Source organism: Arthrobacter sp. TmT3-37 (assembly GCF_054510835.1).
This window is the reverse complement of record NZ_JBTNDU010000017.1, coordinates 1-20,566: the sequence shown is the minus strand read 5'-3', so window position 1 is coordinate 20,566 and position 20,566 is coordinate 1. Positions and strand designations below refer to the sequence as shown.

Sequence of the window (20,566 nt, the reverse complement as noted above, 5' to 3'; positions counted from 1 at the left end):
GCACCCGGACACCTCCGGTGGACCGCCTGCAGGCGGCAGGAGCGTGTCCGTATAAGGCACCCCGTACCTTCACCGGGCATTTTCCCGGGCGGGTGTTACGGGAATCCTTGAGTGCAGTGTCTATGCGGCCGCCTCCTTCGCCATCCACTCATATGCATCTGTCCGAGTAAGGGACCGGCTTACGGGCGCGACAAATGCTCGCCGATGGCGGAAATCCTAAGTGGGGCTCCAGCTAGACCTGTAGGCTCTGGTCGTGATTGCTCAAGTCTTAGGAGAAGGCCTTCCGCTAGTCGTGATCCACGGATTCGGCGTGGATGATCGGATCATGCTGCCGTTGGAGGACGCCATTGAAGAATCCGGGTGGCAGCGCATCTATCTAGACCTGCCGTGGACCGAAGGAAATGCTGACAGCAGCAACACCACTAGCGCAGACCATGTCGCACAAGGGGCCCTGGACGACATTCAGTAGTGTATTGGCGACCGGCCTTTTGCGGTGATGGGCAACTCCTTTGGAGGCATGATTGCACGGTATGTCGCTCACGAGCGTCGAGATCAGGTCCTTGGACTGGCCACTCTTGCGGGCGTGTACGAGCCGACCCATCAGGCGCGCATCCTTCCCCGTCGGCAGGTTGTCCGAGAGGACGCCTCCGTTCTGGCTTTGGTGGCCAGGCGAGGGATGACTACGAAGAGATGGCCGTCGTCCAGAGCCGGACCACGCTCGAAGCATTCACCCGGTATGCACTTCCGGGCCTCCGTGGCGCGAACCAAACCATTCTTGAACAGGTGGCCGAGCATCATGCGCTCTCGGTCGAACCGGAGATCGCGCACCCTGCTCCGTTCGGAGCTCCCTCGTTGCACCTTTTCGGGCGGCAGGATCACGTGACTGGCTACGAGGACGGGTGGAAACTCCGCGACCACTATGTCCGAGGAACCTACGCAGTGCTGGATTCCGCTGGCCATAATGCCCATCTTGAACGCCCGGAACTCACCGCCGCCCTAGTGAGAGACTGGCTCGCACGGACCAGCCCTGCTGCCCGCTAAAGGATCGGCCTAAGTACTTCTGCGCTCTACGACGCGATAGGAGCGCGTTGCCCTGATGTGACCGCTAGCGTTAGCGCTCAGCTTCGCGGCCGGAACTTGCGGCGCTCGGCATTCCCTTTGATCCCGCGATGACGCCACCGATCAGGAGCACAAAGCCAAGTCCGCCGATTGCGAACGGAAGGATAAAGGTTGGGGGCTCAACCCTAAGGGAGCCAGCTTCGTCGATCCAGGTTCCGTATTCGGTGCCGTAAAAGAAGATCAGCACCACAATTGCAGCCCCAATCAGAGCGCTGGCCCACGCCCACACATTTCCTCGCATGGTCCCTATCCCCTCAGCTCAATTCACTTTCGGCGGCGGATGCTTGCTGGCGCCCGTACAGGATTGCCCCTCCAGCCGCTGCAGGGCTGCGGTGGGAGTGCCCGGTGGAGGACCCTTGATCGGTACAAATTAAGTATCGTCTGTGATGATCCATCGGGACGTGATCTTAGAGCGAAAGAGACCATACCAGTGAGGGAATTTCCCCCAGTTGCATTCGTGCGGAAACTCAGGGTGAAACGTGCGGCAAGAGTCTTCTTCGTTTTGTCGATTATAGCCGTTTGGTACCCGTCGTAGTTGGGCTTTTCGGCCACAGCACAGGGATGCCAAACGGGCTGATCGTTGTATATCTGATGACGGACATAGTCATCTAGGCACGGTCGGGCCCGGCCTACGCACGAACGACATAAAATCGCTTGCAATTCCCGTAAGTAATCGGGAATTTTCCCGCCCGCTGGCATAACAATTACTAATCCCGGGCGGTACCCTTGCGGTCACTGCAGAGCGGAGAAGAACGGCACCAGCACCGCGATGCCGAACAGTAGGGCAGCAATAGCGGCACCGAGTCTCATCTGCGTCCTGCGGCGAACATCCCCTCCACTCAGTTCTACGCGCTCTTTCCGCCGGGATTCCCAGTCGAGCACCTCACGCTCATACGGGGTACCCCTGACCACTCCGGATCGGAGAAGCGCGAACCGCTCGGAGGTGTCCCACTCGTCACTGCTGCGTCGGTCGCCAAACGGCGGCAGGGTCCAGTTTGTTCGCAGGCCTTGGAGCAAAGCCAGGACTGCTTCCATCGGCTTGTTCTCGAGAAGATTGCGTTGTGTCCAAGCCACTTTTGCGCGTTCCAAAGGGAACCCAAGTTCCACCTCGTCTCCTTCGCGTCGCACCACAAACGCCACCCGGGGTGGTGATCCGGCGGCGCCCCGGGGCGCCGTCAACTTTGCGACATGCACCCAGTGGAAGGATGCGACCATTTTGGGCCTCGGGCCACGCCCGAGGAAAGTAAGGCCGTCGCGTTCAGCCATGACCGTGAAAAGCCGTGGGAGACCGGCGTGCTTCAGCCCGGCGACCTCCGGCCGGACCTTCTGCAAGGCAGCCAGGAACGTGGCGTCGCGCCGGCCCTGCAGCACGGTGTAGTGATTAAGCTCTGCGGCAGTCTGGAAGAAGCCATTTTCACGAGCATCAAGGAAAGAACAAACTGTCGCGGCGAGAAGTGCACCCAGCACGGCTTCTAGCAGAAGGAGCCGGACCGACAGATCCTGGGCCGTTATTTGGAGGAACAGCCAGTACCCCAGCATCGCGACGCTCGCACTGGCGGCCGCGAAAGTTGCCCTCCTCTCACGGAGGCGAAACGTCCAGGTTCGGCGGACCAGGCGTTGCTCGTTCGCTTCGCCGGCGGTACGCGGCACACCGGTCCGCCGCAGTACCTGGAACTCCATCCGTGCTTCATCATCGCGGCCTGCTTCGTCCGGGGGAAGCGGAACCTTACCGGTGCTTTTCGTTCCCCAGGACGAGTAGGCGCTGCTCAATTCCGGTAACAGTGCCCGCAACTTCTCCAGCTCGAGGAGGAGCCGTTCGTAATCGATCTTGGTAGGCGAGATCCCGAACCGCTCCAGCCGACCCCGGGAACCTGCCGTAGAGAGATTCCCAGGTCCGGGCTGTGATTTGAGCAGGTACCGCGCAAAGCTGGTTGTCATGAAATGGCAGTTGTCGAGTGCGTCGGCGTAGAGGTCCATCCCCTCCGGCCCTCGGACACCGGTAAGAACCACAGAAGTCCGTTCGAACTGCACTGTGGCAAAGGACGCCGCCACATCGAGCAGGAGAAAGATGTTGGATGCCCCATATCTGGCGAATCCGGTTTCTGCGAGGCTGCCGTGCTCCGGAAGGTCAAGCGCCTTCTTGACGCCCTGAACGACCCGGGTGAACATAGTGCCTCCGTGGGCGCGTTCTATGTCGCGGAACACCAGAAGATCCAATATGTCGGCTCTGATTCTCGTAACCGGTGTCGTCAGTGAATACTGCGATTTCCCGATAGATGCTGCGTATCGTTGGCCCAGGAACGCCGCGATTCCCGGGCCGTTGCGGCCGATGCCGGGATGAGTGATGACGCTGCTCTCGGTACCAAGTTCACGCTCGATTTCGCGGAGTACCCGGAGATCCAGTTCGTCAAGGAAAACGAGTGCGTGCTCAAGTTCCAGTGCGCCTTTGTCGCCGTCTCGTGCACTGGCCCGGACGGCGGCTGAAATCCGATGCACCGCTGCGGCTCGTTCGGCCCGCTCTTCAACCTTCATGCGCGTCCCCCTTAGTTTCAGACAAGACCCGATGATGAGGCCATCGGCTTGATCCGACTATTTGCTGCCTCACCCTTATAGTTCCTTCGGAATATGTGGAGAAGCCGCTCCTTACCCCGAAGGTTGCACGGCAAGCTTCTATTGTGCCTCAGAGGTAGCACTTCTTAGCTTGGTCCCGGGTACGTGCCGCTCGGCCAGCGTCGGGATATTCGTCATACCGGCCTTTTTCTGCCCCGGTCTTTGGCCTTCAGCGCTAGTGAGACTGGATGTTCGTTGAGGGATCCACCAGCGGGACGGCCAAGAAGGCAGTCATTGCCCTAATATTTGTTAGATCGTTTGCTCAGCTACGAGTTGGGTGCGCGCTTCCAATAGAACTCGCTCGTAGTTCAGTTCGTCGAAAACAAACTCAACGGCGTTCTCGATCTGCTCTGTCTCAGGATCGTAGGAGTTGTCCCAGCCGAGACGAGACCAAAGCACCTTCCCATCAGCGCGGCTGATGTCTACGGTCACCCCGCCGCAACCCTCATCCCAGCAGGCACCACAGAACAAGAGCCAGCACCGATCCCAGTACTGGTGCGCTCGGCGCCCAAGAAGCCGATCAATCTGCTCGACTGCGAGATCTGGACGAGCACGTGTCATGAGGGAGACACTCCCTGCCGCAAGGTCGTGTCCTTCCCACTCCTGAATCCAAGTAGACAACGGCTTACTGTCGACGAGGAAGTCCAAGTGCACCGACACTGTGTGCTCAGTATGACCACGACGAAAAAGACCCCGCCTTCTCCAAACAGTGCCGGGGACACGTCGCTCGGTAAGGGTTAGTACATTCGTCATCGCCCCATTCTTCCCGAAGCCCTTGAGGTAACCACACTCAGCGTCCGTTGGACGATCCTGCAATGGACCCCTTTGTCCGAGCTAAGTGATGTCCGGCTACGTCCTCGCGCTGACGAGCTACGAGAGACTGGTCAAGAGCACGTTCGACTACAGCAAGGAGTCCGACGCCGTGGCTAAACCCAAGAACTCTGAAAAACCGAAGTTTGGACTGAGTCAGATTTTGTTGCTGGCGATGACACCGATACTGGTTCTGGTCGCCATCCCCTTGAACGTGTTCGTCGGTCGAGCCGCTGCGCTCATTCTCGTCGCAATCGCGCTGCCCCTGATTATTGTGGCGGTGCTGTTGCTCAGCCGAGCTGAAAAGAAGAGATGGGCTCAGCATGACTAGGATGCACATGTACTAGCCAGTGAGCAGGGCGTCCCGTTCGACGATCCCTCCCCGCTCAGGCTGGTACCTTCACCATATGAGCGCTTTAGTGAAAGCAAGGTGAAGCGCGTGGGCGCTGGTTTTGTAATGATCTTGCTCGCGGTTGCTGCATTCCGCGGAAGAAAGGTCATTGGGCGTTTCCAGGCAAACGTGCTGCTCCAAGCCTTCAACATCGGCGAGGACCGGCAGCCCGAAATTGCTGCTGGCCTGGCTACGGTATGGGTAGCTGTGTCGGTGATGCTCTTCGCAGGCGGGCTCATGATCGTTGCGGCTGATCTTCTAACTCGATGACACTCAGCAGTCGTCGAGCACGGAACCTAGGGCATAGGTTCGCAGAAGGATCCTCGAGCGGACACATCGCTGAGCGTCTAGAGCGATCGACCTCGTCGTTCCCAGTCAGCCCGTCGTTCCTCTTCAGCTCTCCAGAAGTGCTCGTCACGACGACGGACACGAAGGAAGTATCCAAGAGCGGCCAACCCTAAGATCAGCATGATCACGTTGAGGTACTCCCCGAACGCCCAGTGCTCGCCGCCTAGCACGTTGTTCGTGATGGCTAATAATTGAAGAGCAGTCCACACCGACCAGATGGTGAACTGCAGCCGAAAACTTCCACGGTTCATCTTCGGGTTCACCCTCTTAGCAGGGCCCTCCTCACTCATGGCTCGAGACTATAGGAGGCCGTTAATTCGGCAAGCAATCAACTCGTTGATGTTCGCTATCGGATCCCATTATGAAATGCATTGACAGGTGGATCACTGCCTGACTGACTAGCGACATGGTCAATGACGCCGTCCTCGATAAGGTCTTGTTCGTGACGCGTGAAGCGGTCAACAGTGATCTGCTCTCTGACGCCGATTCTATGGCCGCCGGTATTGAAGCTGCGGGCTGGGTGCGCGCGGTGGACGGCGGGCACTGGTACTGCCCTGACGAGCCCTCCTGGTCGCTGCTGTCGTCGGGCTACGCACCGAATCTGGCCGTGTTCCAGACCGAGGAGGACGCTTCGGTGGTCTTCACCACGGGCCTGGACCTCGCGCGGCGGCTTGACCAGAGCGAGGACCTGCACCAGCACGAGTCCGGCCCAGGGTGGCCAACGTGGTCACGTGATGATGCGCGCTGGGCGGAATGGACGGGACTCGGACCCGACTGGGTGATGTGGGACGGAGGCCCTACCCGAATCTCTTTGAACGTACAGCCGGCCTACCAGCCAAGCCGTCATCGCTCGCCACCGCACCTCCACTTCCAGATCGAGCGGCTCGACACCCCAACGGACGGATTCCCACGGACCCCGATCGTGCACGCCATGTCGCCGCCTCAGGATCACCTGTCGCACGCTGGTATCTCGCAGGAGAAGTCGACCTGCCCGAAGACGTCATTGATGTTCTTCGCCGTGACTCAGACCCTGCTGTCGTCGCAGCCATCGAGTCGGGAGAAAAGTACCGCAGGATGCACGCTGCCGCGCAGGAACACATGAGGCGGCACGACGAACCCTGATCCGGCCAACCACTATTCCCTACTGAGGAATCAGTCCACGGACGCTCTCTCAGCCGCCTGCGGAGGTGTTCAAGGAGCTAAGGCTTACGCAGAAGCGGGTCACCGCCTCAGAACCGACGACTTCGCTCAGAGGTTCCTCAAACCACTCCAGCCAGATCGCGTCCACTTCCTCACTGCCGAGTGATCCATGGTTGATCAATAAACCGGCTATGGGGCTAGCTTCGGGTTCGTACTCATCTTGGGGTGCACCTTCTGCCGAGCCCGATTCCAGACCGTACGGATCCAGGTCGTTGAGCAACGCCACAACTGACGTGACAGTGTTTTTCCACTTTCGTGTGCCGGATCGCATCTCACCAGAATGTACTAGCGGTGACCCGGGCAAGGACCCGCTCTTATGCAATCTGTGTGTGGCGCAGCATCGAAGAAGCATTTGGCCAGGGGCTTTGTCTGGTGGACCTAGGCGGGGACGACGTCCACGAGGGCGAACTGCTTCGTTGCTTCAACACCCGGACCGGGTTCCACCCCGTCCCTCACCAGAGCGAGGACAGCATAGGCGCCGGGCGCGAGGTCGGGAGCGACGGTTATCGGGAGGCTGAAGGACCCCGTGCCGTCGGCGACGACTGACTGCTCCTCCATCACCATGAAATCGGACTGGGAGGCACCCATGCTCACGAGCACGTTCTGGCCGGGCTGGTATCCGGTGCCGGTGACCGTGAACATGGAGCCCTGGCTGACGGAGACGCGCGATGCTTCGTCCCACGAGTGGTTGGTGGCGATGATGAGCTGCTCCTCGACCGGAGCGTTGACCGAGGGCTCAGGCGCCGGAGATTTGACCGGCGTCTCGACGACCACAGGCGGCGCTTCTGCTGGCGCAGTCTCTTCCTGCGTCGGCTCTGCCGCTGGCGGGCTCGACGGGGTAGCAGCCGCCGCGGGAGACGGCGTTGCGGAAGCGGTGGCGGATGCAGATGCACTGGCAGATGGCGTCGGAGTGGCATTCACCTCAGAGTCGGCGGCAGGAGTGGTGGCGCAGCCGGTGAGGACCACGGCGATGGCAGCGAGGGAGAGGATGGAGGGCAGCTTGGTCACGGGCTTCTTGTCCTGAGGCAGAGGTCGAACGGGAGGCGAATATCGCCCGGCATAAGCCCTGCAGTGCTGCATCCCCCGGAGCCGACGTTACTAATGAAAAGCTTGCATGGAAAGCCCGGAATTGCCCCCGGTCCAAACCGTTATCAACGGTGCTGGAAACGTGCTCACACCTGCTGCGCGGGGCCCTGCAACGCCTGCTCGGAGGCCATTTGCCGCGCTTTGTCGACGACGGCAGCCGGGTCGATTCTGAGGACCGCGCAGACCTCTTCGAGCTGGGCCAGATCGAAGACGTTGTTGCCCTTGAGGAGCCGGCTCACCGTCGACTGGGACATCGACGTGCCGCGCACGACGTCGGCCTGTGTCACCTCGAGGGCGCCCATCTGGGCGCGGATGACGGCTGCAGCCGCGCGCGTCATCGGGGTCGGTTCGGAGTTCTCGCCTCGTGCCACCGGATCAGGCTATCGCGGCCGAACCGTGACCGACTCGATACGTGTCGTCAGGCGCCTTCGGACTCTCCAACCGGACACTTGGAGCATGGCACTCATGGGGATTCAGGCAGCTCGGCCGGCGCGGTGGTTGACGGACAACAGGACGGCCCTGCCGTCGATGGCGGTGCTGCTCTCGGTGGCCGGATTCTGGGTCGTCGGAGCGGTCGGAGGGATCGGCTTCCTGTCCGAAGCGAGCTCACCGATGGCGATGCTCACAGGGCTCTACATCGGCCTTGCCGCGACCGCACTATCGATCATCGTCGCCACCCTGGCGCTGACTGACCTCGCGTCCCGGTACTCCCGGAAGCGCTCACGGCCTTCAATCTAGACTCGGCGAATGGAGCCTTTCGAGGTCATCGTCGACGGTGAGTTGTTTCGCATTAGCGAGAGGCGTCAACCCAGCGGTGCGCTCAACTACGACATCTCGTGGCTGAACGGACCAGCTGATGGGACCTACGGTTTCAACGCAAGTCGATTCATCGCTAGTTCGACCGACGAGCCCTTAACCCCCGTGCTCTCCATGACGCGCGACGAACTCGTGGCGGAAATGCGGAGTTTTGTGAGGGGCTTCTACGAGCGAGGTGGGATCGGCGAGGGTTTCCCCGATCATGAGCTGGCCTCATCGCGTCGGCGGAATGCGCGCTGAAGGATCGGCTTGCGGAAGGGCTGAAACCTAATGGTGTTACTACCCTGCCCAAGGGAAGCGCCCGCCACACCGAGTAGCATGGCCCCAATTGACCAGCAACGGGAGGATCTCATTCAATGCCGCACTACGTCGTCTTACAGGTAATCCTCAAAGAAAAGCTGCTTGGAACTGGATCGGGCAACCTGACTTCGCTGGAGAAGTCCATCAACGATCAAGCCGCAAAGGGCTACCGGCTCCACACCATCACCACCTCGAGCAGCGGGAGCAAAGGACTTGGTGGCGGTGACCGCATTCAAGCGACGATGGTGTTCGAGAGTCTTGCATAGAGCGCTTTATCTGGTCCCTCGGCGGGACGCTCTTTGAGGGATCCTCAACGGGATAAAGGCATTGAGGCTTGTCCTCAGTAGGTCCGAGGGAGACGCCAGGCAAGGGGGCAGCATGACTGACGAGATTCAGATTCGGCAGTGTGTCGACGGCGACTTGGACGCATTGGAAGCGATAGAGCCGCCGGGATCGGGCATCGCCCGCAATCTCCTGAAGCACCAGGCCGCCAGCACCGTTGTCTACGCAGCGGCCTGGTGCAAGCACCAACCTGTCTGTCGGGACCGTCGTGCTGGATCTCGTTTCCGATCACGTTCCGGAGCTGAAGCATCTTTATGTGCAGGAGTCCGCTCGAGGCACCGGTGTAGGGACAGCCCTGTGCGCCTGGACAGAGACCTACGTCGAGCAGTCAGGATTCGACAAGCTCTACCTCAACGTCAGCACCGAAAACGACAGTGCACGCCGGCTTTATGAGCGCTTGGGCTTCACTTCTACGGGACGATCAACAACGACGACCTACCAGTACGTCGACGACGACGGGCAGAAGCAGTCAACGACCGAGACCGACGAAGTCTTCGAAAAAGCACTCGTCGACTGAGCTCCCTCGCCCCGCGGCACGATACTGAGCGGTTGAGGATCGGTATCTGAGACGGTTGCACCGGCCACACTCACACTGCTGAGAACTTGGACGATCAGGTAAGCACTCGAAGAAGGTTGCCTGGCCTACTGTGAAGCATGCGTCTGACCCATGATCCCGTTCGAACTGATAAGCAGCAGGTCGCCCTAGTCCTCCTGATCGGAGTCTTAACAGCAGGGCTGTGGTACGGCTGGTTCGGCTGGGACACCGAGTATCAGTACGACCGATCGACGGGCCGTCTGGGCGGGCCCTATGCCGTGTGGCAGGGTGTCGGGGCCTTCCTTTGCAGCATCCCAGTGTTTTGGTTGGCGCAACGCCTGCTGCGTTTCACTGTTGCCTTCTTGGTGATGCCGGCTAGCTTCACTTTCGCCTGGATCACCACAGCTGCCGCAGCAGACGTCACCGGGCTCTGGATGATTGGTGCGATTCTCGTTGGTTTCGGTTCCGCCGCCGGTTCGGCTGTGATGCTCGGCCTGATAGCTGCCGTCGACGCTGATCTGAGAAATGACACTCGCTCCACCACGACTCCTAGCTGACGACTTTTACATTGAACTAAGCCAGCGATGGAAGGTCGACTCCTCACCTCTAACTGACTAGCAACTTCGATCACGACAGACGCTGTCCCGGTAGCCGATCCCTTAGCGGGACGTCTAGTTGGTGCCGCTGGTCCTGCGTCTAGATGCGAACTGCCCTGAGATAGCAGTAAGGGCGCAGCTGAGGAGGAAACTCAGTGCGAGCACCAAGAGCCCACAAACCGCAGCCACGAAGTAGCTGTCGGGCTGAGCGACTGAGTCGACGACTGGCTCTTGGAAGTACCAGATTGTTCGTGTCGCGGTGACTCCCAGGACTGCAACGAGCGCGGTGACGATCCAAGAAACTACGGCTAAGTGCCAGACCTTCACGATGCCCCCTGTAGTCGTTCCACGTGAGCCTAGCGTGGGTACGCACACTTTCTTTGCTTGCCCAGGAGACGAATGGCAGAGGATCCTCCTGCGGGATTCCTAATCAGTCGAGTCGCTGGAGCGAGGTTCCTGAGGTCGCCCCTTCCGCCTTGCAAGCCATCTCTCGCGGTAAGCGTCGACCTTCGCCGCCTCTGCGTTGCCTGCTGCAACACCGTTGTCCCACGGGAAAAAGTAGAGTGCGGCAAGGAGGACCAACGCTCCAAGAGCTTGCTCAAACCCAAGAAGGAAGTAGACCACTGCGCAGACGACGATGATGGCGCCGATACCCAGCCAGATAGGTATGCCCTTGAGCTTCATAGCGCCATTCTTCCTCGTATTGCAGGCCGATCGGTCAACGGGACGTCGGCGGGATCCGATTACCGCCGTTGTCGACGGATCATCGCGCCAAGGACGAGACTGAAGATGCCTATGCCTAGCAGAAGCGTCTCGAAGACAATCCCGTTGTTCGGGCTAAAGGTAAACACAGCCACGGCTCCACCAATACAGATGACGGCCATGACTACTGAGACGACCGTGGCGACTTTCGGCGAAACCTCAAACATCAGTTATGCCTTGCCAGCGAACGATCGCAGACGAAGCACTCGCGTTCACGAGCGGCGGTTCCGGTAGAGACCGTAGATCAAGCAGCCGGTGAGGATGAGGGGGAGACCGAGAGCTGGCCAGATGCCATCACTCGGAGCGATGAAGAAAAAGAGCGCCCACGCGCCGATGCAGAGAACGATCACGAACCACATCGAGGCTCGAACTGCCTCCGGTGAGTAGGCCTTTGGTTCCTTAGAAATGAACATGTACTGATTGACGGTCGGTTCAAGCAGGGAAGGAAGCCGAAGTAGTCCCATAGGCCGATCCCTCTTTGAACTCACATGTGCTTCGCGCGATCGGCCTGACACTGCCCTCTCCCGGCGAGGAATGAACTGTGCGCCAAGATCCTAAGCTAGGGCTGACAGACTGTAGATCTGCAACTGATGGGACCGGTTTTCTTGGCCAGTAGCTCCTCAACAAGCCGGTCCCGGCGTAGATCAAATTGGATGTATTTCCTGGTCCTCGCAACTTTGTACGTGCTGCTCCTGCTTGGCATGGACCTGCTCAGCGGTGAAGCACTGGAACCGGCTGACGTCGCGGTAGCTGTGGTCACTGGATTGGTTATTTCCGGTGCCATCTTGCTTGTCAGTCGATGGAAGAGTTCGAGAGAGCGGAGGGAACCGTCGGGTTCGCTCACCAGATCTAACTTCGAGCGAGCCATGTCCGCCGGCCGACCGCCACTGGATGCGTCGCCTGCACAGTGGGTCCCCGAGTTGCACAGGGCTATCCGTCGAGATCGGTGGATGGCTTGGGCTGGCCCACTTCTGTTCGCTGGATTTACAGCGCTAGGTATCTACCTCATCACCGAGAACCGCGAGCACCCCTGGTTTTGGGTTCTCGCTACTGCCTTCTTTGCCGGAACTGCGATCTGGTACCCAATCTGGACTCACCGTCGCAGACCTAAGCTACAGCGCCTCATAGACCAGTTCTCTACCGACGATTATCAGGGTCGTCCCAACCGCTGACCGATCCCGGTAGAGGATCGTCTACCGGACGGCCGCGACGGGCGGCTGGCCGGGGGTGAGCGCGCCGGACACGAGGGCTTGTACGAGCTGATCAGCGTCGTAGTCGGAGTCGCTCGCGGCTCCGATGCAGAGGTTGCCGACACCTTTCAAGAGGCTGTACCCGTTCAGGGCCGGTTTTTGTTCAGTAGGACCTTGATCTGCGCGGGCCGCGTCAAGCAGAGAGCCGCAGACCGGCACAAGGCGATCCACGAAGTACGCGTGCAGCGCATCCGATCCGGCGTCGTCGCCGTGAAGAGCCCCGGCGAGACCGTGCTTCGTCACCAGGAAGTCCACGAACAGCGCCACCCACTCACGGAGCGCTATCTCTGGGGTCGCACTCTTGGCGAGGAGCCTTGGGCCTGCCTCTGCGCACGCTTCGACCTGGTGACGGTAGACCGCAACGACCAACTCCGGCCTGGTTGGGAAGTGGCGGTAGATGGTGCCCGTCCCAACGCCAGCTCTCGCCGCAATCTCGCGCACCGGTGCATCAATGCCGGATTCCACGAACACCGCCGCGGCCGCATCCAGCAGAGCCTGTCGGCTCCGACGGGGACGGCCGACCGGACGCACGGCTGCCTGGTCGTCGTTCTGCGTGTCAATCACGGACACTCCTCACCGATTCAGCGTTCCGCTTGCGTATCGGAGCGCCGTTCCGTAATGTTGCGGAACGACGCTCCGATAACCAGTATGGCAGAGCGCAGCTCCTTGAAAAGGAAACCCACATGCCCTCACCAATCGTTGCGACGCTGGACGGCATCATCGGCGCCGGCGGCCCGGTCGTGTCCGTTGCGCCTGTCACACTGTCCGCTCCGGGGCGGCCGGTCCCGCTCGAGGTCCGCGTGTCGGCACCCGCAGCGGGCGTGGACCTGCCCGTCGTTGTGTTCTCCCACGGCAACGGGTGGAACCTCGACGGGTACGCCCCCCTGACGGCGTTCTGGGCCTCGCGGGGCTTCGTCATCATCCAGCCCACGCACCTGGACTCCCGCCGGAACGGGATCGGGTTCGACCACCCGGTCTTCCCCACCATCTGGACCGAGCGGATCATGGACCTAACCCGCATCCTCGATCAGCTCGACACCATCGAAGCGGCTCTCCCGGGCCTCGCCGGACGCGTCAACCGCAGCCGCATCGCCGCCACCGGTCACTCCTGGGGCGGCCAGACGGCGCAGTCACTCCTCGGCGCGCGGATCCTCGACGAGGACGGTCACGTCGGTGAGGACATGTCCGACAGCCGCGTCACCGCGGGCATCCTCTTTGCCGCCACTGGTCTCGGCGGGGACGACCTGCACCCGTTCGCGCAGGCGAACTTCCCGTTCATGCGCCCCTCGTTCAACGAGTTGACCACCCCGACACTGGTCATCGCCGGCGACCACGACCAGTCAAAGATGTCCAGCCGCGGACCGGACTGGTTCACCGACGCGTACACCCACAGCCCCGGCGCCACCGACATCCTAACCTTCTACGGTGCCGGGCACGCCTTAGGCGGGATCGTGGGATACGAAGTCGCCGAGACCACTGACGAGAACCCGGAACGAGTCGCCGTCATCCAGCGGTTGAGCACCGCCTACCTCCGCACCGCCCTGCGCGTCGACGAAAACAGCTGGGCCACTGCCCGGGAAGCATTCCGCAACAGCACCGACCCGATCGGCCGCGCCGACAGCAAGTAACACCGCGGCCCCGCAGTAGTGGGCTCTGTATTCCTGCTGCTCATAGTGATCCGCCGCAGGAAGTCCTCGCTCAACCCGCGGTGCAGTGACCGCTAGCGGATCCCGTTGCGTGCAGGCTTTTAGCGGGGTGATTGATAGAGGTTTGCGAGAAGCGTGATGACCTCCCGCAGGATCGCCGGCGGGTCAGTTCTTTCCCAACCAACATAGATGGGCACGGGTGGTGCGTCGCGGACGCGCCGGTAGGTGAGGCCTTGGCGGCGGTATTGGTGTGCTGTTGATTCTGCGGTGACGCCGCGGGCTGCGCCGCTGCTGATGAGGGTGAGCCAGTCGTCGACGTCGTTGGTGGGGATAGTGCGGTGTGGCCGGCCGTCCTCGGGCCAGAGGTCGAGTTGGGTGCTTCCGGTTCGATGATCGACCGCCAACGCTGACTCCGCTACCGAGGCGAGGGTGACGGTGCGTTTGGTGACCAGTGGGTCATCGACGGACATCGCGCAGTAGCGTTTTTCCGCACCGATCAGGGCCAGCTCGAGATTCACTGCTTCGGGGACGCGGCGCAGGATCACCAGGTCACTGGTGCCCTCATTCAGTCCTGCGGTCGGGGTGTTCGTCCGGACCAGACGCAGCTCATGGTGCGGGAGGGCTGCAGCCCATCGACGTTGGAACTCAGGGGTGTGCTTGCCCAGGGCGGACCACGCGTACCCGATCCGGATCGTGCTCACACCGGTGAGTGCTTCCTGGCGTAGATCAGCGACGACAGCCAGGGCCCGGCGGGCATGGCGCAGGACTCGTTCCCCGGCCGGAGTCAGTTCCACGCGGCGGGTGGTGCGGTGCAGGATCCGGACACCCAGGACGGATTCCAGGGCTGCGATATTGCGTGAGACAGCGGTCTGGGAGATCCCGAGCTCGATCCCCGCATCGGTGAACGTCCCCGAATCGACGACACTCGCGAGGGATCGAAGGTGACGCAGTTCCATATCCACACCTCCAGCCTATCCATGCGTCCAGCGCATCAACGCGAGCATTCATGCATTATGTGCAGGCAGTCAATGGTGGTCAGACTTCCACAATGACGACAACTGGACACACGGGCAGCGGCCGGGCAAGGGGTATCGGCGTTGCATTGGGAGGGGCGCTCTCGAACCAGCTCGGAGCCACCAGCGGGTCCCTGGCCTTCCCGGTCATCGGGCCGGTCGGCGTCGTCGCCGTCCGGCAGGTCATCGCCGCGCTGATCCTGCTCCCGATCGTTCGGCCGCGGGTGTGGGAGTTGACCCGGGCGCAGTGGTGGCCGGTGGTGCTCCTGGCACTGGTCTTCGGGACCATGAACCTCACCCTGTACCTGGCCATCGAACGCATCGGCCTCGGGTTGGCGGTGACCCTGGAGTTCTGCGGGCCCCTCGCGGTGGCCCTGCTGAGTTCCCGGACCCGGACCAGCGCACTCTGCGCTGTCATCGCCGGTGCCGGCGTCATGGCGATCACGCGGCCCCAACCCACCACCGATTACCTGGGCCTCGGGCTCGGGCTCATCGCCGCGTGCAGTTGGGCCGCGTACATCCTGCTCAACAGGACCATCGGACACCGCATCCCAGGGGTCCAGGGCACCGCCACGGCCACAGGGATCTCCGCCGCGTTGTTCCTGCCCATCGGCGCCTGGATACTCGTCACCACCCGCCCGGAAGCGCTCACTGTGCTCTACGCCGTCGGCTCCGGTGTCCTGGCCTCCACGATCCCGTTCGTGGCAGACCTCATCGCACTACGCAGGGTCTCAGCAAACCTCTTCGGGATCCTCATGAGCATCAACCCCGTCCTGGCCGCCCTCATCGGCGCGACACTGCTCCATGAGCACCTCGGCACCCCCGAATGGGTAGGCATAGCCCTCATCGTCACCGCGAACACCACAGCCCTCCTCCTCCCCGGCAACCCACCACAGCCCGGATAGGAACCACGCGACCCTCGAAGATGTGACTGGTCACAGGCGTTGCTGACCATCCCCGTGACCGATCAGTGCACGTGCTGCCACGGCGTCGCACCAACCACCTGTGGTCGACCTTCGGCGGGACGTCCGCCGGTCAGCGATCCTCTACCATCTCGGGCACGCCCCACCGACGGGGGTTGTGGCCCTAGTCCTGTCCAGGGTGCAGCGTCGCATCTGCATCGGTTCCGACCCATCGGGTGAAGGTGGTCGTGAGGTTGGCCCGCGTGGGAGAGGCGCAGAACGGGCCGGCTTCAGCACGCGCGGATTCGTCAAGAGGGGCGACGCGGACGAGCCGGAAGGGCTCATCCCCAGCGCGGGCTCTGATAGTGACGGCGTTACCGGCCCTGCTGAGGCGCACTGTGATTTCCCGGCCGATCCACTCAGGGACAGGTGCTACGGACCAGTCAGAGACCCCATGTGTGACGACGGCCCCCACCTGGGGGATTCCGTCGGACACCTCGACACCGGCTTTGATCCACACGGATTCCGAAACGTGAAGATAGATCCCTGCCTGGTCGAACTGCTCGGTGTAATCCAACAGAAATGAGACCTCCATCGCCCCTTCTGCAGGTAGCGGTGCCAGCAAGGCATGCGCGCTGTCATGGACGAAGCCATACGAGGTGTGCCTCCACGCGTCACTTTTCTCCGCTGCGGTCACCTGCAGAGTCCCACCATCAGCGACCACACCTACGGGCGGGTTGCGCCATGTCCCCCGACCCCAGTCATCGTGAGCTTCTCTGGTTGCTGGTGTCACGTCATATCCCCTCGCTCGATCGCTCGATTCGCAAGCTCTATTCAAGCAGTGTCACATCCGACACCATGGCGAGGGTCCGCTGACCGACCGGCATACGGGCAATCACGGCAGGCGCCGACAGCTTCGAGGTCTCTATCGTGTACACATGACCGAGGTGAAGTACGTGCGAGACGTGAAGCGACTCCTCGAGCCCATTTTCGAATCGCTGCTCAGCGCTGCAGAGCTGGAATCGTCGACGTTCCGGCTGGAGCGGGTCGCCGACGGTGGGAATGGCGGAGAGCTTCCTGGCGACACCATCATCACGACGAACGACACGTGGGTCAGGTGGCAGGTGCTTGGCGAAGAGGGCGGATCCGGCAGTCTCCGCCCTGAGGATGGCGAAGATGCGCTCATTCGTTTCGTGCAGAGTGAGCTTCAAGACTTCATTGCCGAGAGTCGTTTCGGGTGGGGACAGCTTCGTGTCCCCCGCGACCTGCCCTGGCCAGCTACGTCCTGACAGCACGCAGATCATTACTGGCGACGTGGCGGATGGCTCTGGCTAGACTCGAGGGCATGGCAAGGGGGACGAACGATCAACACCAGCAGCACGCAGAAGGAAGAACTCGCGCTGTGACACGTGACGCTGCGGTGCAGGGCATCCAGGGCGCTGTATTCGCCCTCATCGCAGTGATGTCCTTTCAGAACGCCACCTGGTATCTGCGTGTCTGAGGAGTCCGTCGCACTCGCCATCCTGCTCCTCACCATGGTCCTCCTGCCGGCCGTCTGCCTGTTCGTCGTGCGCCAAGCCGCTGAGGGATTGATCAGTCGGAACGCAGCAGCGGGAATCCGCACCAGGTACACGCAGGCATCCGACGAAGCATGGGTCGCCGGTCATCAGGCCGCCCTCCCAGCACTGAAGAAAATGAGGCTCGTCGCTGTCATCGGAATAGTCTCCGCGGTGGGCGCACAACTCCTGGCCGGCGGACAGGCCGGACCTCTGACGGCCTTCGCGGCGCTCATCGCGCAGACCGTGGTCCTCTTCCGGGCGACCGCGGCCGCCAATCGTGCTGCACGCACGGCACCCAGGTGATCGGGTGTGGCAGCCCTCAGCGGGCGATCTGATTCGATGAATGCAGCCTGCCGGCCGGTCTCACCATGCATGCCCAGTCGCCTGCGGAGCTGCTGGGCTGCCGGCCCACCGGCAGGACGCCGAGGGCCGGGGCGATCGGATCGGACCGCAATAGTAGGGTGCCGATCGACTCGGCTTGGAAGGATGGCTGGTGAAGGGAGAGCCGTGATCGCTGCACTCAACAGACTCGTCGAGTTGCTCGAGGACCGTCTGACGGGCGACCTGGACGTCAATGCTCTGGCAACCGGACTCGGGACGACGGAATACCACCTCCGGCGGATGTTCTCGTCGCTGGCCGGCATGCCGCTGTCCGAGTACATCCGGCGCCGCAGGATGACACTCGCCGCGGCAGAGGTACTCGGCGACGAAGACCTGCTGAGCATCGCGGTGCGCCATGGCTACGGATCGGTTGAAGCATTCGGCCGAGCGTTCCGCTCCGTCCACGGCGTCGGGCCCAGCGCTGTCCGCCGAGACGGTGGTCCCCTTCGCACTCAGTCACAGCTCAGGTTCCGCCTGACCGTCGAAGGGAACATCACCATGGACACCCGCGTCACAGAGCGGCCGGCGTTCAATCTCGTGGGCCACGCCATGCGCGTGCCCCTCATCCATCAGGGCGCCAATCCCCACATCCAGGCGCACATCGCTTCCGTGCCTGCCGCAGAACACGCCCGGCTCAAGGAGTTGAGCAACACCGAGCCGGCCGGGCTGCTCCAGGTGAGCCTCGACGTCGACCCTGACTACGTCGAGGGCAGCGAGCTGACCTACGTGCACGGCGTCGCCGTCACCGACACGACCCGGACCCCCGACGATCTGTGGACGGCCGATGTTCCTGCCGGCACATGGGCCGTATTCCGCACCGACGGTGAATACCCGGCTACCTTGCAGGCGGTCTGGGCGGCCACAGCCACGGACTGGTTCCCTTCCAACCCGTGGCGCCTCCGCCCCGGACCATCGATCGTCGCGGTCCTCGATCACGCCGAGGATTTCAGCACGGCCACCTGCGAACTATGGCTGCCGGTAGAACACGCAGACTGAACCGACCGCCGGCGCTGATGCGCCGGGGCTGCATGTCCGCACAGGGATCGGGGGTCCTGTGGGACGGAATCGCCCGTTCTGAGGGCGGGCAGCGTTACTGCCTGGGTCCGATGCCGACCGGAAGACTCACGCCGGGAGGGGTGACGTCTCGTCGCGGAGAGCGGGACAGTGCTCCGGGTCGGGGTGCAGGGATATCTCGATGACTCGGTCGAGCTGGGCACGCGCCTTCTCCAGCTCGGCGATGCTCTCGGTGATCCGGTTGCGCTCACGCTGGAGCAGGGCCAGTGCCTCGTCGCTCGCCTCACCCCTGTCGACGCACGGAAGCAGGTCCACGATCGTGCGACTGGCAAGTCCTGCAGAGAAGAGCTGCTGGATCAGCTGGACCCGCTCCACGGCTGCCTCCTCGTACACGCGCTGGCCCCGCGCCGTCCGATCCGCCGGCAGGAGTCCCTGCTCCTCGTAGTAGCGCAGAGCCCGGGTGCTGACTCCGGTCCGCTCGGCGATGTCTCCGATGCGCACAAGCGCTCCTTTCCTCCGACGTCCGGGCCGGACTTGCCCTTGACGTCAACGTGAAGTCCTACTGTAACCGAGCAGGCAGGGCACGAGGCCCGGCCGCGAGAATGGAGAACGCCACACATGGACATCACCGACCAGATCGCCCTCGTCACCGGATCCAACCGAGGCATCGGGCGCCGTTTCGTCGACGAACTCCTTGCACGGGGAGCCCGGAAGGTCTACGCCACGACACGACGCACCGACACCCCCGAGGCCCGTGATCTCGCGGCCCTGGACCGCGTCGAGGTGCTCCGGCTCGACATCACCGATCACGCCGCGGTGGTGGCAGCGGCACGGACGGCGTCGGACGTCACGCTGCTGATCAACAATGCCGGCATCGCCACCTCGACGCCCCTCGTCACGGGCGACCTCGACGCGCTCCGCCGCGAGATGGACACGCATTTCTGGGGCACGCTGGACATGATCCGCGAGTTCGCTCCGACCCTTGCGGCGAACGGCGGAGGGGGAATCGTCAATGTGCTGTCGGCGCTGTCCTGGTTCTCCTATCCCGGGAACGGAGGCTATGCGTCCGCGAAGGCTGCCGAGTGGAACATGACCAACGGCGTGCGGCAGGACCTCGCGGCGCAGGGCACGCTCGTTCAGGGCGTCCACCTCGGTGCGGCGGACACCGACATCATGGCCGGTTACGACGGACCGATGATCGACCCGGCACTCGTACCCCGTGCGTCCTTCGACGGACTGGCCGTGGGCGCGATCGAGGTGGTCGTCGACGAGTGGAGCGCGATGGTCAAGGCGTCACTTGCCCACGACCCCGCCGCTCTCTACGCGCAGCTCCCAGGGCACTGACAGCAGGGCACTGACAGCAGGTACTGGCCGGCAGGCAGCAGCAGGCACGTCGGCCAGTACCGTCCTAGCGCGACCCCGGATGCGGTAGGACAGGTCACCACCCGCGGATGGCGGGCAGCTGTGTCGCGCGTCACCTCGGTCCGGCACCCATCTGCCCGGAAGGTGTCACCGAAGGACCAGTAAGACATCGGCGAAGAGTGCAGCGTCGGGAAGTCGGACACAGAGGGCGGCGATCAGTTCCCGCCCACCTATCAAGGAGAAGCATGGAACTCACCAAGCGCAGGAACCTCTCGATCCTCGGGATCGCAGCAGTCTCGATGTTCGGTCTCGCAGCGTGTGGCGGCACCGATGCGACCGAGACCACCTCGGGCAGCATGGCCAGTGAGAGCAGCACGGCGGGCCCCGAGAGCGCGTCCGCTTCCCCTGAAGCCAGCATGGCCCCCTCCGCCTCGGCCGACGCCATGATGGACCCCGCCGCGAACCTCGTCGGCCCCGGCTGCGCCGGCTACGCCGAGACCGTCCCCGACGGCGCAGGATCCGTC

The 20,566-nt window shown here is 62.4% G+C and carries 27 protein-coding genes and 1 pseudogene; 16 read left to right on the top strand and 12 right to left on the bottom strand.

Annotated features, from left to right (window positions below; all coding sequences use genetic code 11):
* Positions 1 to 253 precede the first annotated feature (253 nt).
* Positions 254 to 469, top strand: coding sequence for a lipase family protein (locus ACX80U_RS16470; RefSeq protein ID WP_459269213.1), 216 nt, complete (start codon positions 254 to 256; stop codon positions 467 to 469).
* A 642-nt stretch (positions 470 to 1,111) separates the two neighbouring features.
* Here ACX80U_RS16470 and ACX80U_RS16465 read toward each other — a convergent pair.
* From ACX80U_RS16465 to ACX80U_RS16455, 3 genes are all read right to left on the bottom strand, one after another.
* On the bottom strand, positions 1,112 to 1,309 hold the full coding sequence (locus ACX80U_RS16465) for a hypothetical protein (RefSeq protein WP_459269212.1): 198 nt from the start codon (positions 1,307 to 1,309) through the stop codon (positions 1,112 to 1,114).
* A gap of 542 nt (positions 1,310 to 1,851) precedes the next feature.
* Positions 1,852 to 3,651: a hypothetical protein gene (locus ACX80U_RS16460; protein WP_459269211.1), complete on the bottom strand. Its 1,800-nt coding sequence runs from the start codon at positions 3,649 to 3,651 to the stop codon at positions 1,852 to 1,854.
* A 327-nt stretch (positions 3,652 to 3,978) separates the two neighbouring features.
* A complete protein-coding gene (locus ACX80U_RS16455; protein WP_459269210.1) occupies positions 3,979 to 4,161 on the bottom strand; it encodes a hypothetical protein in 183 nt (60 codons plus the stop codon).
* Positions 4,162 to 4,570: 409 nt separating this feature from the next.
* On the opposite strand from ACX80U_RS16455, the gene ACX80U_RS16450 reads away from it, so the two are divergent.
* Both ACX80U_RS16450 and ACX80U_RS16445 read left to right on the top strand, forming a co-directional pair.
* Entirely contained in the window at positions 4,571 to 4,870 is a 300-nt protein-coding gene (locus ACX80U_RS16450) for a hypothetical protein (protein ID WP_459269209.1), read from the top strand.
* Between the two features lie 108 nt (positions 4,871 to 4,978).
* Positions 4,979 to 5,200, top strand: a complete 222-nt coding sequence (locus ACX80U_RS16445) for a hypothetical protein (protein ID WP_459269208.1) — start codon at positions 4,979 to 4,981, stop codon at positions 5,198 to 5,200.
* A 77-nt stretch (positions 5,201 to 5,277) separates the two neighbouring features.
* Here ACX80U_RS16445 and ACX80U_RS16440 read toward each other — a convergent pair whose 3' ends face one another.
* Positions 5,278 to 5,568, bottom strand: a complete 291-nt coding sequence (locus tag ACX80U_RS16440) for a hypothetical protein (RefSeq protein ID WP_459269207.1) — start codon at positions 5,566 to 5,568, stop codon at positions 5,278 to 5,280.
* A 116-nt stretch (positions 5,569 to 5,684) separates the two neighbouring features.
* On the opposite strand from ACX80U_RS16440, the gene ACX80U_RS16435 reads away from it, so the two are divergent.
* Entirely contained in the window at positions 5,685 to 6,380 is a 696-nt protein-coding gene (locus ACX80U_RS16435) for a hypothetical protein (RefSeq protein ID WP_459269206.1), read from the top strand.
* Positions 6,381 to 6,449: 69 nt separating this feature from the next.
* On the opposite strand, the gene ACX80U_RS16430 is transcribed toward ACX80U_RS16435, so the two are convergent.
* The 3 genes from ACX80U_RS16430 to ACX80U_RS16420 all read right to left on the bottom strand — a co-directional run bounded on the left by ACX80U_RS16430 (position 6,450) and on the right by ACX80U_RS16420 (position 7,935).
* On the bottom strand, positions 6,450 to 6,704 hold the full coding sequence (locus tag ACX80U_RS16430; protein WP_459269205.1) for a hypothetical protein: 255 nt from the start codon (positions 6,702 to 6,704) through the stop codon (positions 6,450 to 6,452).
* Positions 6,705 to 6,856: 152 nt separating this feature from the next.
* Positions 6,857 to 7,486 carry a hypothetical protein gene (locus ACX80U_RS16425; RefSeq protein ID WP_459269204.1) on the bottom strand — a complete coding sequence of 210 codons (630 nt, stop codon included), beginning with the start codon at positions 7,484 to 7,486 and terminating at the stop codon, positions 6,857 to 6,859.
* A 164-nt stretch (positions 7,487 to 7,650) separates the two neighbouring features.
* Positions 7,651 to 7,935: a helix-turn-helix domain-containing protein gene (locus ACX80U_RS16420; protein WP_459269203.1), complete on the bottom strand. Its 285-nt coding sequence runs from the start codon at positions 7,933 to 7,935 to the stop codon at positions 7,651 to 7,653.
* An 85-nt stretch (positions 7,936 to 8,020) separates the two neighbouring features.
* Between ACX80U_RS16420 and ACX80U_RS16415 the strand changes: the two genes are divergently transcribed.
* From ACX80U_RS16415 to ACX80U_RS16395, 5 genes are all read left to right on the top strand, one after another.
* On the top strand, positions 8,021 to 8,302 hold the full coding sequence (locus ACX80U_RS16415; protein ID WP_459269202.1) for a hypothetical protein: 282 nt from the start codon (positions 8,021 to 8,023) through the stop codon (positions 8,300 to 8,302).
* Positions 8,303 to 8,311: 9 nt separating this feature from the next.
* Positions 8,312 to 8,620 (top strand): hypothetical protein, encoded by a 309-nt coding sequence (locus ACX80U_RS16410; protein ID WP_459269201.1) that lies wholly within the window; start codon positions 8,312 to 8,314, stop codon positions 8,618 to 8,620.
* 116 nt (positions 8,621 to 8,736) lie between these two features.
* A complete protein-coding gene (locus ACX80U_RS16405) occupies positions 8,737 to 8,946 on the top strand; it encodes a DUF4177 domain-containing protein (RefSeq protein WP_459269200.1) in 210 nt (69 codons plus the stop codon).
* Between the two features lie 233 nt (positions 8,947 to 9,179).
* Positions 9,180 to 9,539 carry a GNAT family N-acetyltransferase gene (locus tag ACX80U_RS16400; RefSeq protein ID WP_459269199.1) on the top strand — a complete coding sequence of 120 codons (360 nt, stop codon included), beginning with the start codon at positions 9,180 to 9,182 and terminating at the stop codon, positions 9,537 to 9,539.
* 137 nt (positions 9,540 to 9,676) lie between these two features.
* A complete protein-coding gene (locus ACX80U_RS16395) occupies positions 9,677 to 10,114 on the top strand; it encodes a hypothetical protein (RefSeq protein WP_459269198.1) in 438 nt (145 codons plus the stop codon).
* Positions 10,115 to 10,579: 465 nt separating this feature from the next.
* On the opposite strand, the gene ACX80U_RS16390 is transcribed toward ACX80U_RS16395, so the two are convergent.
* The gene (locus tag ACX80U_RS16390; protein ID WP_459269197.1) at positions 10,580 to 10,837 is read right to left on the bottom strand and encodes a hypothetical protein; all 258 of its coding nucleotides are present in this window, start codon (positions 10,835 to 10,837) and stop codon (positions 10,580 to 10,582) included.
* Between the two features lie 1,271 nt (positions 10,838 to 12,108).
* Positions 12,109 to 12,729, bottom strand: coding sequence for a TetR/AcrR family transcriptional regulator (locus tag ACX80U_RS16385; protein ID WP_459269196.1), 621 nt, complete (start codon positions 12,727 to 12,729; stop codon positions 12,109 to 12,111).
* Between the two features lie 119 nt (positions 12,730 to 12,848).
* On the opposite strand from ACX80U_RS16385, the gene ACX80U_RS16380 reads away from it, so the two are divergent.
* Positions 12,849 to 13,793: an alpha/beta hydrolase family protein gene (locus ACX80U_RS16380; RefSeq protein ID WP_459269195.1), complete on the top strand. Its 945-nt coding sequence runs from the start codon at positions 12,849 to 12,851 to the stop codon at positions 13,791 to 13,793.
* Positions 13,794 to 13,912: 119 nt separating this feature from the next.
* Here ACX80U_RS16380 and ACX80U_RS16375 read toward each other — a convergent pair whose 3' ends face one another.
* Positions 13,913 to 14,767, bottom strand: coding sequence for a LysR family transcriptional regulator (locus ACX80U_RS16375; RefSeq protein ID WP_459269243.1), 855 nt, complete (start codon positions 14,765 to 14,767; stop codon positions 13,913 to 13,915).
* 92 nt (positions 14,768 to 14,859) lie between these two features.
* Here ACX80U_RS16375 and ACX80U_RS16370 point away from each other — a divergent pair, with 92 nt between their 5' ends.
* Entirely contained in the window at positions 14,860 to 15,729 is an 870-nt protein-coding gene (locus ACX80U_RS16370; protein ID WP_459269194.1) for an EamA family transporter, read from the top strand.
* A gap of 181 nt (positions 15,730 to 15,910) precedes the next feature.
* On the opposite strand, the gene ACX80U_RS16365 is transcribed toward ACX80U_RS16370, so the two are convergent.
* The gene (locus ACX80U_RS16365) at positions 15,911 to 16,519 is read right to left on the bottom strand and encodes a DUF1349 domain-containing protein (RefSeq protein WP_459269193.1); all 609 of its coding nucleotides are present in this window, start codon (positions 16,517 to 16,519) and stop codon (positions 15,911 to 15,913) included.
* A gap of 145 nt (positions 16,520 to 16,664) precedes the next feature.
* On the opposite strand from ACX80U_RS16365, the gene ACX80U_RS16360 reads away from it, so the two are divergent.
* The 3 genes from ACX80U_RS16360 to ACX80U_RS16350 all read left to right on the top strand — a co-directional run bounded on the left by ACX80U_RS16360 (position 16,665) and on the right by ACX80U_RS16350 (position 18,662).
* The gene (locus tag ACX80U_RS16360) at positions 16,665 to 17,015 is read left to right on the top strand and encodes a hypothetical protein (RefSeq protein ID WP_459269192.1); all 351 of its coding nucleotides are present in this window, start codon (positions 16,665 to 16,667) and stop codon (positions 17,013 to 17,015) included.
* 204 nt (positions 17,016 to 17,219) lie between these two features.
* The gene (locus ACX80U_RS16355) at positions 17,220 to 17,588 is read left to right on the top strand and encodes an SdpI family protein (protein WP_459269191.1); all 369 of its coding nucleotides are present in this window, start codon (positions 17,220 to 17,222) and stop codon (positions 17,586 to 17,588) included.
* A 204-nt stretch (positions 17,589 to 17,792) separates the two neighbouring features.
* Entirely contained in the window at positions 17,793 to 18,662 is an 870-nt protein-coding gene (locus tag ACX80U_RS16350) for an AraC family transcriptional regulator (RefSeq protein WP_459269190.1), read from the top strand.
* A 126-nt stretch (positions 18,663 to 18,788) separates the two neighbouring features.
* Here ACX80U_RS16350 and ACX80U_RS16345 read toward each other — a convergent pair whose 3' ends face one another.
* Complete coding sequence (locus ACX80U_RS16345) at positions 18,789 to 19,181, bottom strand: MerR family transcriptional regulator (protein WP_208740618.1); 393 nt, start codon at positions 19,179 to 19,181, stop codon at positions 18,789 to 18,791.
* A 117-nt stretch (positions 19,182 to 19,298) separates the two neighbouring features.
* Here ACX80U_RS16345 and ACX80U_RS16340 point away from each other — a divergent pair, with 117 nt between their 5' ends.
* Together ACX80U_RS16340 and ACX80U_RS16335 are read left to right on the top strand one after the other, a co-directional pair.
* Entirely contained in the window at positions 19,299 to 20,024 is a 726-nt protein-coding gene (locus ACX80U_RS16340; protein ID WP_459269189.1) for an SDR family oxidoreductase, read from the top strand.
* A gap of 263 nt (positions 20,025 to 20,287) precedes the next feature.
* Positions 20,288 to 20,566 (top strand): annotated as a pseudogene (locus ACX80U_RS16335) (fasciclin domain-containing protein); the annotation flags it as partial.

What these genes read in the sequence shown, in the direction of transcription:
- ACX80U_RS16460 (WP_459269211.1), bottom strand. Translation starts at nt 3,651, where the DNA reads ATGAAGGTTGAAGAGCGGGCCGAACGAGCCGCAGCGGTGCATCGGATT.
- ACX80U_RS16450 (WP_459269209.1), top strand. Translation starts at nt 4,571, where the DNA reads ATGTCCGGCTACGTCCTCGCGCTGACGAGCTACGAGAGACTGGTCAAG.
- ACX80U_RS16440 (WP_459269207.1), bottom strand. Translation starts at nt 5,568, where the DNA reads ATGAGTGAGGAGGGCCCTGCTAAGAGGGTGAACCCGAAGATGAACCGT.
- ACX80U_RS16435 (WP_459269206.1), top strand. Translation starts at nt 5,685, where the DNA reads ATGGTCAATGACGCCGTCCTCGATAAGGTCTTGTTCGTGACGCGTGAA.
- ACX80U_RS16415 (WP_459269202.1), top strand. Translation starts at nt 8,021, where the DNA reads ATGGCACTCATGGGGATTCAGGCAGCTCGGCCGGCGCGGTGGTTGACG.
- ACX80U_RS16410 (WP_459269201.1), top strand. Translation starts at nt 8,312, where the DNA reads ATGGAGCCTTTCGAGGTCATCGTCGACGGTGAGTTGTTTCGCATTAGC.
- ACX80U_RS16405 (WP_459269200.1), top strand. Translation starts at nt 8,737, where the DNA reads ATGCCGCACTACGTCGTCTTACAGGTAATCCTCAAAGAAAAGCTGCTT.
- ACX80U_RS16395 (WP_459269198.1), top strand. Translation starts at nt 9,677, where the DNA reads ATGCGTCTGACCCATGATCCCGTTCGAACTGATAAGCAGCAGGTCGCC.
- ACX80U_RS16390 (WP_459269197.1), bottom strand. Translation starts at nt 10,837, where the DNA reads ATGAAGCTCAAGGGCATACCTATCTGGCTGGGTATCGGCGCCATCATC.
- ACX80U_RS16380 (WP_459269195.1), top strand. Translation starts at nt 12,849, where the DNA reads ATGCCCTCACCAATCGTTGCGACGCTGGACGGCATCATCGGCGCCGGC.
- ACX80U_RS16375 (WP_459269243.1), bottom strand. Translation starts at nt 14,767, where the DNA reads ATGGAACTGCGTCACCTTCGATCCCTCGCGAGTGTCGTCGATTCGGGG.
- ACX80U_RS16370 (WP_459269194.1), top strand. Translation starts at nt 14,860, where the DNA reads ATGACGACAACTGGACACACGGGCAGCGGCCGGGCAAGGGGTATCGGC.
- ACX80U_RS16360 (WP_459269192.1), top strand. Translation starts at nt 16,665, where the DNA reads ATGACCGAGGTGAAGTACGTGCGAGACGTGAAGCGACTCCTCGAGCCC.
- ACX80U_RS16340 (WP_459269189.1), top strand. Translation starts at nt 19,299, where the DNA reads ATGGACATCACCGACCAGATCGCCCTCGTCACCGGATCCAACCGAGGC.